Origin of the sequence: Micrococcus sp. KRD026 (assembly GCF_017168445.1) — a bacterium.
In the GTDB taxonomy this organism is placed as follows: domain Bacteria; phylum Actinomycetota; class Actinomycetes; order Actinomycetales; family Micrococcaceae; genus Micrococcus; species Micrococcus luteus.
Window position 1 is genome coordinate 8443 of record NZ_JABFBA010000019.1, and the last position, 11777, is coordinate 20219.

General features: G+C 73.8%; 10 protein-coding genes and 2 pseudogenes. 8 read left to right on the forward strand and 4 right to left on the reverse strand.

Annotated features, from left to right (window positions below; translation table 11 throughout):
• Nucleotides 1-657 (reverse strand): annotated as a pseudogene (locus J1M40_RS06470) (M3 family metallopeptidase); the annotation flags it as partial.
• Between the two features lie 99 nt (nt 658-756).
• On the opposite strand from J1M40_RS06470, the gene J1M40_RS06475 reads away from it, so the two are divergent.
• From J1M40_RS06475 to J1M40_RS06510, 8 genes are all read left to right on the forward strand, one after another.
• Nucleotides 757-1518: a YebC/PmpR family DNA-binding transcriptional regulator gene (locus J1M40_RS06475; protein ID WP_036317934.1), complete on the forward strand. Its 762-nt coding sequence runs from the start codon at nt 757-759 to the stop codon at nt 1516-1518.
• Between the two features lie 47 nt (nt 1519-1565).
• Nucleotides 1566-2201, forward strand: a complete 636-nt coding sequence (gene ruvC / locus J1M40_RS06480; RefSeq protein WP_036317938.1) for a crossover junction endodeoxyribonuclease RuvC — start codon at nt 1566-1568, stop codon at nt 2199-2201.
• A gap of 80 nt (nt 2202-2281) precedes the next feature.
• Nucleotides 2282-2926: a Holliday junction branch migration protein RuvA gene (ruvA, locus tag J1M40_RS06485; RefSeq protein ID WP_036317942.1), complete on the forward strand. Its 645-nt coding sequence runs from the start codon at nt 2282-2284 to the stop codon at nt 2924-2926.
• Nucleotides 2923-3945, forward strand: coding sequence for a Holliday junction branch migration DNA helicase RuvB (gene ruvB / locus J1M40_RS06490; protein ID WP_036317944.1), 1023 nt, complete (start codon nt 2923-2925; stop codon nt 3943-3945). The genes ruvA and ruvB overlap by 4 nt, the downstream gene beginning before the upstream one ends.
• A 60-nt stretch (nt 3946-4005) precedes the next feature.
• Entirely contained in the window at nt 4006-4437 is a 432-nt protein-coding gene (gene yajC / locus J1M40_RS06495; protein WP_036317946.1) for a preprotein translocase subunit YajC, read from the forward strand.
• A gap of 70 nt (nt 4438-4507) precedes the next feature.
• Entirely contained in the window at nt 4508-6328 is a 1821-nt protein-coding gene (gene secD, locus J1M40_RS06500) for a protein translocase subunit SecD (protein ID WP_036317949.1), read from the forward strand.
• Nucleotides 6325-7365: a protein translocase subunit SecF gene (secF, locus tag J1M40_RS06505; RefSeq protein WP_036317952.1), complete on the forward strand. Its 1041-nt coding sequence runs from the start codon at nt 6325-6327 to the stop codon at nt 7363-7365. The genes secD and secF overlap by 4 nt, the downstream gene beginning before the upstream one ends.
• Before the next feature lie 38 nt (nt 7366-7403).
• The gene (locus J1M40_RS06510; RefSeq protein WP_206450623.1) at nt 7404-9680 is read left to right on the forward strand and encodes a bifunctional (p)ppGpp synthetase/guanosine-3',5'-bis(diphosphate) 3'-pyrophosphohydrolase; all 2277 of its coding nucleotides are present in this window, start codon (nt 7404-7406) and stop codon (nt 9678-9680) included.
• Between the two features lie 11 nt (nt 9681-9691).
• Here the strand turns inward: J1M40_RS06510 and J1M40_RS06515 are convergent, their stop codons facing one another.
• From J1M40_RS06515 to J1M40_RS12725, 3 genes and pseudogenes are all read right to left on the reverse strand, one after another.
• Nucleotides 9692-10309: a hypothetical protein gene (locus J1M40_RS06515; RefSeq protein ID WP_036313675.1), complete on the reverse strand. Its 618-nt coding sequence runs from the start codon at nt 10307-10309 to the stop codon at nt 9692-9694.
• 85 nt (nt 10310-10394) lie between these two features.
• Nucleotides 10395-11672 carry a DUF349 domain-containing protein gene (locus J1M40_RS12720; RefSeq protein WP_342356890.1) on the reverse strand — a complete coding sequence of 426 codons (1278 nt, stop codon included), beginning with the start codon at nt 11670-11672 and terminating at the stop codon, nt 10395-10397.
• 13 nt (nt 11673-11685) lie between these two features.
• Nucleotides 11686-11777 (reverse strand): annotated as a pseudogene (locus tag J1M40_RS12725) (30S ribosomal protein S4); the annotation flags it as partial.

Below are 11777 nucleotides of genomic sequence, written 5' to 3' on the forward strand. Positions count from 1 at the left end.
CCCGTGCCCCGCCTCGGCGGCCGCCCCCGCCGCCGCGGCCAGGTCGTCCTCGCTCAGACCGGCCAGGCGCTCGCGGTCCGTGACGAGCACGGCGCGGGCGGCGGTGTCCGCGACGAGGCGGCGCGTGTAGGCGGCCGAGAGGGACGCCAGCTCCGTGTTGATCCCGCGCAGCTCCTCGCGCGCGGCCTCGTCCAGGTCCGCCCCCGCCAGGGAGAGGCGCAGGCGCAGCGTCTCCAGCAGGCGGGCGTCCTCGCCCGTGAGGCCGCCGTCGTCGATCGAAGCGGCGCGCGCCGCCAGCCGCGGGTCCAGCAGGATCGCGTCCTCGTGGGCCGCGAGCTCGGGGGAGAGCTCCTCGGCCAGGGCCTGCCGCGCATCCGTGCCGTCCGAGCCGACGAGCGTGAAGAACATCGCGGCGGAGCGGCGCAGCAGCTGGCCGGACAGCTCGAGCGCACGGACGGTGTTCTCGAAGGTCGGCGCCGTGGCCGCCCCGAGGATCTGGTCGACCTCGGCGCGCTGGGCCGCCATCCCCGCGCGCACGGCCTCGGCCAGCTGCGCGTCGGAGACGGCGGAGAAGTCGGGCAGCCCGTAGGGCAGGTCGGAGGGGGTCGCCAGCGGGTGGTCGGCGGGCAGGACGGAGGGCGCGGAGGTGTGGGTCATGGGCGCGAGTGTAGTCAGCCGTGATCCGCGCCACCCCACCGGGCGTCGCTAGACTGGGCGGTCGAGCCAGCAGACGAGATCCAGACCTGAGGAGGCGTGATGGCAGGACATTCCAAGTGGGCGACCACCAAGCACAAGAAGGCCGTCATCGACGCGCGGCGCGCCAAGGCGTTCGCGAAGTACATCAAGAACATCGAGGTCGCGGCACGTGCCGGCGGACCCGACGTCGCCGGCAACCCCGCCCTCGACCTGGCCGTGTCCAAGGCCAAGAAGGCCTCGGTGCCCAACGACAACATCGACCGCGCCGTCAAGCGCGGCGCCGGCCTCACCGGCGAGGTCATCGACTACGCCGAGATCATGTACGAGGTCCGCGGCCCCCAGGGCTCGGCGCTGCTGGTCGAGTGCCTGACCGACAACAAGAACCGCGCCGCCGCGGACGTGCGCGCGGCCGTCACCCGCAACGGCGGCACCATGGCCGACTCCGGCTCCGTCTCCTTCCTCTTCGAGCGCAAGGGCCTCGTGCGCCTGCCCGCCGAGGGCAACACCGAGGACGGCCTGCTCGAGGCCGTGCTCGAGGGCGGCGCCGACGCCGAGGAGGTCGTCGTCTCCGGCGACTCCTTCGAGATCCTCTCGGACCCCTCCGACCTGCAGTCCGTGGCCAAGGCCCTCGACGAGGCGGGCGTGGAGTACGAGTCCGACGAGCTCGAGTTCGTCCCCACCATGAAGGTGGACCTGGACGCGTCGGGCGCCCGCACCTTCCTCAAGCTGGCCGATGCCCTCGAGGACCTCGACGACGTCCAGAACGTCTTCTCGAACGTGGACATCGCCCCCGAGGTCCTCGCCGAGCTCGACGAGGACTGATCGCGCTGAGCGCGCGCCGGCCCGCCGACGTCGTCCGGATCCTCGGGGTGGACCCGGGGCTCACCCGCTGCGGGATCGCCGTGGTGGACGTGGACGCGCGACGGCGGGCCGCGCTCGTCCACGTCGAGGTCACGGGCACCCCGCCCACCGCCCCCCTGGACCAGCGCCTCCTGCGCATCGACGAGGCCGTCTCCGCGGTCCTCGCCGCGCACCGGCCCGATCGCGCCGCCGTCGAGCGCATGTTCGCGAACACGAACACGCCGACCGTGCTGGGCACGGCCCAGGCCGCGGGCGTGGCGATCGCCGCGGCCGCGCGCGCCGGCGTCCCCGTGGGCCTGCACACCCCCTCCGAGGTCAAGGCCGCCGTCACCGGACACGGCGATGCGGGCAAGGAGCAGGTCACCACGATGGTCACCCGGATCCTCCGCCTCGACGCCCCGCCGCGCCCGGCCGACGCGGCCGACGCCCTCGCCTTGGCCATCGCCCACGGCTGGCGCGGCACCGCCCTCGGCGCGGCCGCCGGCCAGACCGGCCTCGACACCGCGGACCTCGCCTCCCGGGCGGGGCGCTCGCAGTTCGCCGCCAAGGCGCCCGCGCGCGCCCGCCCGCGGGGCCAGCTCACCGCCGCGCAGCGGGCCTGGCTCGACGCCGAGCGCTCGGCGGGCGGCGGGCGACGCCGGTAGGCCGCTGCCGGGCCGGCGTTCGATGATATGTTCGAATCCGCGCCGACCGGCGTCCGTCCGTCCCGACAGGAGGGCCCCTCATGATCGCCTCGCTCAGCGGCACCGTCGAGCACGTGGCCCTCGACCGGGCGGTCATCGCCGTCGGCGGCCTGGGTGTGCAGTTCTCCGCCACCCCGCAGACGCTGGCCACCCTGCACGAGGGCCGGCCGGGGGCGGTGCAGACCCACCTCGTGGTCAAGGAGGACGCCCTGACCCTCTACGGCTTCGCGGACCGCGACGAGCGCGAGGTGTTCGAGGTGCTCATCACGGCCAACGGCGTGGGTCCCCGCCTCGCCCTGGCGATCCTCTCCGTCCACCACCCCGAGACCGTGCGCCGGGCGGTCACCGAGGAGGACGAGAAGACCCTCACCCGCGTGCCCGGCATCGGGCCGAAGATGGCGCGCAAGATCATCGTCGAGCTCTCCGGCCGCCTCGCGCCCACCGGGGAGCCGGTGCCCGAGGCGGAGGCCGAGGCGAGCGCCGAGCCGACCGTCGAGGCGCTCTGGCACGCCGACGTCGTGCAGGCGATGGCCGGCCTGGGCTGGTCCGAGAAGGAGGCGCTCAAGGCCGTCGAGGCCACCGTGGCGGCCCGCCCGGAGCTGGACGAGGGCCGCGACGTCGCCGCGCTGCTGCGTGCCACCCTGCGCGACGTCGGCATGGCCGGCTCTGTGCGAGGCGGGCGATGAGCGCGGAGTCCTCGCCGCTGTCCGCGGCGGCCGTCGACCCGGAGGAGCGTCGGCTCGAGGCCGCGCTGCGCCCCAAGCACCTGGACGAGTTCGTGGGCCAGATGCGCGTGCGCGAGCAGCTGGACCTCATGCTCGCCTCCGCCCGGCTGCGCGACCGCGCCGCGGACCACGTCCTGCTCTCCGGTCCGCCCGGGCTCGGCAAGACCACGCTGGCGATGATCGTGGCCGCGGAGATGAACGCCCCCCTGCGGCTGTCCTCCGGCCCCGCGATCCAGCATGCGGGCGACCTCGCGGCCATCCTGTCCTCGCTCACCGAGGGCGAGGTGCTCTTCCTCGACGAGATCCACCGGATGTCCCGCCCGGCCGAGGAGATGCTCTACATGGCCATGGAGGACTTCCGGGTGGACATCGTGGTGGGCAAGGGCGCCGGCGCCACCTCGATCCCGCTCGAGCTGCCGCCCTTCACGCTCGTCGGCGCCACCACGCGGGCCGGCCTCCTGCCGGGGCCGCTGCGCGACCGCTTCGGCTTCACGGGCCATCTGGACTTCTACACCGAGGTGGAGCTCGAGCGCGTCCTGCGCCGCTCCGCCCTGCTGCTGGACATGCGGCTGGCCACGGAGGGGTACCGGCAGATCGCCCGGCGCTCGCGCGGCACCCCGCGCATCGCCAACCGCTTGCTGCGCCGCGTGCGGGACTGGGCGCTCGTGAAGGGGCTGGCCGAGGTCGGCGCGCACGACGCCGCCGCCGCCCTGGACATGTACGAGGTCGACGGGCGCGGCCTGGACCGGCTCGACCGGTCCGTGCTCACGGCCCTGTGCACCACGTTCGGCGGCGGGCCCGTGGGGCTCAGCACGCTGGCCACCGCCGTGGGGGAGGAGGCCGAGACCGTGGAGACCGTGGCCGAGCCCTTCCTCATCCGCGAGGGCATGGTGGCGCGGACCCCCCGTGGCCGCGTCGCGCTGCCGGGGGCCTGGGAGCACCTGGGCCTCGCCGCTCCGGAGGCCACGCCGGGGCCGTGACGCCCAGGGCGGGCCCCTACACTGGACAGGCCCGCCCACCCCGAGCATCAGGAGTCCCCCATGCCCGTCGCCACCGCCGCGACCCTGCCCGTGATCGCCCAGCAGGCCCAGGGGGGTGGCGGCAGCCTGCTCATGCTCATCGCCTTCGCCCTGCTCGCGGTGATGCTCTTCCTCTCCTTCCGCAAGGGCAAGAAGATGCAGCAGCAGCAGGCGCAGATGCGCAGCACCCTCGCCCCAGGCGTCGAGGTCATGACGGGCGCCGGCATCTTCGGCACCGTCGTGGCCGTGGACACCGAGGGCCAGCGGGTGACGCTGGAGACCGCCCCGGGCACCCGCATGGACGTGCACCTGCAGGGCGTCACCACCGTCGTGGAGCCGGAGACGGCCGCCGCGCCCACCACGGACCCGTCGCGTCTGGATGACGCCCCCGGCACCGAGTACCGCGCCGACGACGCCGACGACCCGCGTCCGCGCCGCGACGACCTGGCCTGAGGCCCACCCACCCCTGCACACGCGGCCCCGCCTGGCGGGGCCGCTCGAATGTGACGGAAGCACCTGAGCAATGGCGAAGAGAACACCCACCGGCTCCGCCGGGCGCACCCTGGCCTGGCTGGCCGCCCTCCTCGTGGTCCTGGCCGCGATCCTCGGCGGGGGCGTGGCCTCCGGCGCGGCCTCCTGGGCTCCCAAGCTCGCCCTCGACCTCGAGGGCGGCACGCAGATGGTGCTGGCCCCCCAGACCTCGACGGGCGAGTCCGTCACCCCCGAGCAGCTGGACCAGGCCGTGGAGATCATCCGCCAGCGTGTGGACGGCTCCGGCGTGGCCGAGGCGGAGGTCGCCACGCAGGGCTCCCAGAACGTGGTCGTCTCCCTGCCCGGGGTCCCGGACGAGGAGACCCGCCGCCTGATCCAGGCGTCCGCGGACATGCAGTTCCGCCCCGTGCTGCAGTCCGGCCCGGGGGAGGCCACCCCCGAGGACCAGCGCCTGCCAGAAGACCAGCTGCCGAAGCCCGACGGGGAGCCGGCGGACGCCTACGACCCGAACTGGGTCACCCCGGCCCTGCTGGCCGAGTTCCAGGCCACGGACTGCACCGCCCCGCGGGACCCGGCCGCGCCCCCGCCGCCGTCCGACCGGGCGATCGTCGCCTGCCAGCCCTCCGAGGAGCTCGCCGACGGCGCCGTCACGCCGGCCCAGAAGTACATCCTGGGCCCCGTGGTCATCCCGGGCACCCAGATCAAGGGCGCGTCCAACGGCATGGCCCAGGCCCAGGGCGGCGTCTCCACCAACCAGTGGGTCGTCAACATCGAGTTCGACGAGGAGGGCACCAAGGCCTTCACGGAGGTCACCCAGAAGCTCACCCCGTACCCCGAGGGCGACCCGCGCAAGCAGTTCGCGATCCTGCTGGACGGGGACGTGATCTCCGCGCCGCAGTCCAACGTGGTCATCACCAACGGCAGCGCGCAGATCAGCGGCCCCACCCTGAACGAGCAGACGACGGCGCAGTTGGCCGAGCAGCTCAACTACGGCTCCCTGCCGATCTCCTTCTCGATCGAGTCCGAGCAGCAGATCTCCGCCACGCTCGGCCGGGACCAGCTCTTCTGGGGCCTGATCGCCGGCCTGATCGGCCTCGGCCTCGTGGCCGTGTACCAGTTCTTCCAGTATCGGGCCCTGGGCCTGCTGACCTTCGCCTCGATCATCGTGGCGGGCGTGCTGACGTGGCTGACCATCGCGATCCTGGGCTGGACGGACAACTACCGCCTGTCCCTCGCGGGCATCGCCGGGCTCATCGTGGCGATCGGTCTGACGGCGGACTCGTTCATCGTCTACTTCGAACGCATCAAGGACGAGCTGCGCGCGGGCCACACCGTGCCCGTCGCCGTGCACGAGGGCTGGAAGCGCGCCCGGCGGACGATCACCGCGTCCAAGGCCGTGAACCTGCTGGCCGCCGTCGTGCTGTACTTCGTGGCCGTCGGCAACGTGCGCGGCTTCGCGTTCACCCTCGGCCTCACCGCGATCGCCGACCTGATCGTGGTGTTCATGTTCACCCACCCGCTCATGGTGCTGTTGGCCCAGACCCGCTTCGTGGGCGAGGGACACCCGATGTCCGGACTGGACCCGTCGCTGCTGGGCGGGCCGTCCCTGTATCAGGGCGCCGGCCGCTTCCGCGAGCCCGCCCACGCCCCCCGCACCGGGCTCCCGGCGGAGGACTCCGACGAGCCGGCTGACGCGGCGGCCGCCGACGCCCCGCGCCCGCTCGTCGCGACGGGCGCCCCCCGCGCGGGCTCGTCCGCCCGGGGGGGCGGCCGCCGCTCGCGCACCGCGCCGCCCATGACGATCGCCGAGCGACGCCGCGCCGAGCGACGCCGCCAGGAGGAGGACCAGTGAACCGCTTCGCCGACTGGGGCAACGCCCTCTACTCGGGCCGCATCTCCTACCCGTTCATCCAGCGCTGGCGGCGGTGGTTCGCCCTCGCCGCCCTGCTGCTCGTCCTCGCCGGCGGCCTGACCGCCCTCCGCGGTGGCTTCAACCTCGGCATCGAGTTCCGGGGCGGCTCCGAGTTCACCGTCTCGCAGACGGCCTCCACCGACGTGGCCGCGGGCGAGCGCGCCGTGACCGACGTGCTGGCCGACGGCCACGCCACCGTCACGAACGTCGCCCCGGGCACCGTGCGCGTCCAGACCGAGCAGCTCGACGACGCCCAGACCCGAGCCGTGGCCGCGAACCTGCAGGAGGCCTACGGCGTCGGCCAGGACCAGGTGACCTCGACCTTCGTGGGGCCGACCTGGGGCGCCGCGGTGTCGCAGCAGGCCCTGATCGGCCTGGTGATCTTCGTGGTGCTCGTGACCCTGTTCATGGCCGTGTACTTCCGCACCTGGAAGATGTCCCTGGCCGCCGTGCTCGGCATGCTCTACGTGGTCGCGCTGACCGCCGGCATCTACGGCGCCACCGGCTTCGAGATCACGCCGTCGGCCATCATCGGCTTCCTCACGATCCTGTCGTACGCGCTCTACGACACCGTGGTGGTCTTCGACAAGATCCGCGAGAACACGATCGGGGCCGAGGAGGACCCGGAGCGCTCCTTCGTCGAGAACGTGAACCTCGCGGTGAACCAGACGCTCGTCCGGTCCATCACGACCTCCGTCGTCGGCATCCTGCCGGTCGGCTCGATCCTGTTCATCGGCGCGGGGCTGCTCGGTGCCGGCACGCTGCGGGACATCGCGCTCGCGCTGTTCGTGGGCATCATCGTGGGCACCCTGTCCACCCTGTTCCTCCAGGCGCCGCTGTACGCCCTGCTGCGCCGCAACGACCCGGACGTGCGCGACCACGACGCCCGGGCCGCGGCCCGCGCCGCCCGGGAGCGTGCCTCAGAGGCGGTCACCGATCCCGACGTCGCCCCCTGGGACGACGGCGCGCGACTCTGACGGAGCCGCTGCGGCCCCGGTGGTCTTCCTGGGGCGGGGTGGGACACTCGGTGGCGTGCCGGCCGGTCCGGCCCCGCAGCCGGATCGCACGCCTGACCGGCCGGCACGCCACCGAGTACTCGCCCCTGCTCGAGCCGCTGATGCGCACCGTGCGGCAGCGAGCCACCAAGACCGAGCTGGCCGAGATCGTCCGCGCCTTCGAGGTCGCCCGCGCGGCACACGAGGGGCAGATGCGGCGCTCCGGGGACCCGTACATCACCCACCCCGTCGCGGTCGCCACGATCCTCGCCGAGATCGGCGTGACGGGCCCGACGCTCCTGGCGGCCCTGCTGCACGACACCGTCGAGGACACGGACTACTCCCTGGAGCGCCTCCGCGCCGACTTCGGCTCCGAGGTCGCCCTCCTCGTGGACGGCGTGACCAAGCTGGACAAGGTGACCTACGGCGCCGCGGCGCAGGCCGAGACCGTGCGCAAGATGGTCATCGCGATGGCCCAGGACGTGAACGTCCTGCTCATCAAGCTCGCCGACCGGCTGCACAACGCGCGGACGTGGCGGTACGTCTCCCCGGAGTCCAGCGCCCGCAAGGCCCAGGAGACCTTGGACATCTACGCCCCGCTGGCCCACCGGCTCGGCATGAACACCGTCAAGTGGGAGCTCGAGGACCTCTCCTTCGCCGCCCTCAAGCCCAAGATGTACGCGGAGATCGTGCGCCTCGTGGGGGAGCGCAACCCGGAGCGGGAGAAGCACATCGCGGCGCTGCGCACCGTGATCGAGGAGCACCTGCGCGAGCACCGGATCCGGGCGACCGTCACCGGACGGCCGAAGCACTACTACTCGATCTACCAGAAGATGGTGACGCGCGGGAAGGACTTCGACGACATCCACGACCTCACGGGCATCCGGGTGCTCGTGGACTCCGTGCGTGACTGCTACGCCGTGCTCGGCGTCATCCACGCGCGCTGGAACCCGGTCCCGGGCCGGTTCAAGGACTACATCGCGGTCCCGAAGCTGAACATGTACCGCTCCCTGCACACCACGGTGATGGTGCCGGGCGGCAAGCCGGTGGAGATCCAGATCCGCACGCAGGAGATGCACCGCCAGGCCGAGTACGGCGTCGCCGCGCACTGGCGGTACAAGGCCCAGGCCGCCGGCCAGGCGCCGGTGCAGGCCACGCCGGCCTGGCTGCGCTCGGTGATGGACTGGCAGGCGGACACCCGGGACCCGGACGAGTTCCTCGCCTCGCTGCGCACCCAGATCGGGGCGGACGAGGTGTACGTCTTCACGCCGAAGGGGGAGATCCGCACCCTGCCGGCGGGCTCCACGCCCGTGGACTTCGCCTACGCCATCCACACCGACGTCGGCCACCGCACCATCGGCGCCCGGGTCAACGACAAGCTCGTCCCGCTGTCCACGCCGCTCAGCCACGGCGACACCGTGGAGGTCTTCACCTCGCGCGCCGAGGACGCGGGGCCGAGCCGGGACTGGCTGGGCTTCGTGGTCTCGCCGCGCGCCCGGTCCAAGATCCGTCACCACTTCGCCACGCAGCGCCGCGACGAGCAGGCCGACCGGGGACGCGAGTCGCTGACCCGTCAGCTGCGCAAGGCCGGCATGGCCGTGCAGCAGGTGCTCGGCGGCGAGGAGCTGGTGCAGGTGGCCACGGATCTCGGCTACGCGGACCTCGACGGGCTGTTCGTGGCCCTCGGCGACGGCCACGTGTCCGCCCAGTCCGTGCAGGAACGCGTCGCGGAGCGCCTCGCTCCGCCGACGCCGACGCAGGCCGAGCCGGAGGGCGAGCTGACCGTCGGCGAGGTGCACCTGCAGGAGCTGGTCCCGGCCCAGTCGCGGCGCGCCCCCGCGCGGGCCACCAACGACGCCGGCGTGCTCGTGGACGGCGACGGCGGCGTCATGGCCAAGCTGGCACGGTGCTGCAACCCGGTGCCGCCGGACGCCATCGACGGGTTCGTCACCCGCGGCTCCGGGGTCTCCGTGCACCGGGTCGACTGTCCCAACCTGGCGACCCTGCTCGCGCAGGAGCCGGAGCGCCGCACCCCGGTCAGCTGGGCGCCGTCGCGGGACACCGTCTACCTGGTGGAGATCCAGATCGAGGCGCTGGACCGCAAGTCGCTGCTCTCCGACGTCACACGGGTCCTCTCCGAGAACCACGTGTACATCCTCTCGGCCTCCGTGAACACCACCCGCGACCGCGTGGCGATGAGCCGGTTCGTCTTCGAGATGGGCGACCCCCGGTTCCTCGGCCACGTGATCGACGCGGTGCGCCGCATCGACGGCGTCTTCGACGTGCACCGCACCTGAGCCTCCCGGCCTCAGTCGGGGACGTCCAGCGCCGCCAGCAGCGCGCCCAGCCGGCGCCGGGCCGCCACGACGCCGGCACGGCGGGTCCGGCGGGCCAGCCGCTCCCGCAGCCCGGCGGCGCCGTGGGCGCCGATCACGGCGGCCGCGCGCCGCGCCGCATCCGGGTCGGCGCTGAGCAGCAGGTCTTCGACCGTCCGGGCGGGCGTCGTGACCCGCACGGGGCCGAACCAGAGCACGTCGTGCTCGGCGGGGGCGACGCCCGTGGCATCGGCCGCGACGTCCGACTGCGTGAGCGTCCAGGGCAGCAGGCCCCCGCCGGCGGGGCGCCGGTGGAAGTGCGGCACGGCAGCGTACAGCCGCCCGGGCGCTGCGCCGCCGGCCAGGATCCAGGCCGCCGACGGGCCGATCGCGGTCCAGCCGGCGGCCAGGAGCGGGCCGCCGAGGGTCCACAGGGCAGCGGCCCGGACCGCGGGATCCTCCGCGGCGTCCGGCCGCGCCCACACTCCGGGCAGCAGCGGCCGCACGGCGCCCCGCGCGCCGAGCGCCTGCAGCTCCGGCTCCGTGAAGGGGTCGCCCGCCAGCACGAGCGCCCCGGTCGGGGCGGTCTCCTCGATCGTCACGGTCGTCATGCCTGGAGCCTGCCAGAGACGGGGACGCCCCCGCGGCCGCCTGTGGACAGGCGGGCCGCGGGGGCGTGCTCGAGACGGGTGGGGCTCAGCGGAGCTCGGAGGCCGAGGCCTCGAGGGCCTGCTTCCACTGCAGGCGCGCGTCGAGCGCCTCCTGGGCCTTCTTGACGGCGCGCTGGTCGCCCCGGGCCTGGGCCCGGGCGAGATCCGCCTCGAGCCCCGCGATGGTCTCCTCGAGCTGCGTGAGGGCGGAGTTCGTGCGGGCCTTGGTCTCCGGGTCGGTGCGGCGCCAGTGCTCGTTCTCCGCCTGCTTGAGGGCGTCCTCGAGCTTGCGGAAGCCCTCCTCCATCCGGCGGACGTCCCCGCGGGGCACGCGGCCGGCATCCTCCCACCGCCCGCGCAGCTCGTTGAGCGCGCGCCGTCCGGCCTTGACGTCCGTGAACGGGAGCAGCTTCTGGCCGTCGGCGAGGATCTGCTCCTTCACCTTCAGGTTGGCCCCGTACTCGCGGTCGATCTCCTGGTTCGCGGCCTTGCGGGCGGCGAAGAAGACGTCCTGGGCGGCGCGGAAGCGGGCCCAGAGGGCGTCGTCCTCCTTGCGGGAGGCCCGGGGGGCGCGCTTCCACTCGTCCATCAGGTCGCGGTACTTGCCGGCGGTCACGCCCCAGTCGGTGGAGGTGGACAGCTCCTCGGCACGGGCGATGAGACGCTCCTTGACCTGCTTGGCCTCGGCCGAGGCGGCGTCCAGCCGGGAGAAGTGGGCGCGGCGGGTCTTGTCGAACGCGGTGCGGGCGCCGCGGAAGCGCTTCCACAGGTCGTCCTCGACCGACTTGGCCAGACGCGGACCGGCCTTCTGGGCGGCCTTCCACTCCTCGAACAGCTCCGTCATGCGCTTGGACGCGGTCTTCCAGGGCATCCGCTCGGCCGGGGTCTGGGCGAAGGTCTCGGCCTCGGCGACGATGGCCTCGCGGGTGGCCAGCTGCTCGGCCTGGGCGGCCTGCCGGGCCTCCTGTTCCGCGGCGCGGTAGTCGCCCAGGAGGGTCTCCAGGGCCGCCAGGCGGGTGCGGAGGGCGTCCATGTCGCCGACCATGTGGCGCTCGTTCACCGCGGTCGTCATCTGACCCAGCGCCCGGCCCAGCTCACCCGAGGGGGCGCCGGCGGCGATGCGCTGCTCGAACAGGGCCATCTGGGCGCGCACGTCGTCGTACTTGCGCACGAAGTACGCCAGCGCGTCCTCGGTGCTCGCGTCCGGCACCTGGCCGACCGCGTGCTCCTCCTGCCCGTCCAGCAGCGTGACGTGGCCGTCCTCGCTCACCCGGGCGAACCTGGCGGCCTCCTCCACCGGGGTGGGCGGCACGGTCGGGGCCACGACGGGGGCCGGGGCCGTACGGACGACGCTCCATGTACTTCTCGGCCTTGGGGGTCAGCGCGATGCCCAGGGCGCGGGTGTGCCGCACGGTGCGGCGGGTGCGAA

What these genes read in the sequence shown, in the direction of transcription:
- J1M40_RS06475 (WP_036317934.1), top strand. Translation starts at nt 757, where the DNA reads ATGGCAGGACATTCCAAGTGGGCGACCACCAAGCACAAGAAGGCCGTC.
- ruvA (WP_036317942.1), top strand. Translation starts at nt 2,282, where the DNA reads ATGATCGCCTCGCTCAGCGGCACCGTCGAGCACGTGGCCCTCGACCGG.
- ruvB (WP_036317944.1), top strand. Translation starts at nt 2,923, where the DNA reads ATGAGCGCGGAGTCCTCGCCGCTGTCCGCGGCGGCCGTCGACCCGGAG.
- yajC (WP_036317946.1), top strand. Translation starts at nt 4,006, where the DNA reads ATGCCCGTCGCCACCGCCGCGACCCTGCCCGTGATCGCCCAGCAGGCC.
- secD (WP_036317949.1), top strand. Translation starts at nt 4,508, where the DNA reads ATGGCGAAGAGAACACCCACCGGCTCCGCCGGGCGCACCCTGGCCTGG.
- J1M40_RS06515 (WP_036313675.1), bottom strand. Translation starts at nt 10,309, where the DNA reads ATGACGACCGTGACGATCGAGGAGACCGCCCCGACCGGGGCGCTCGTG.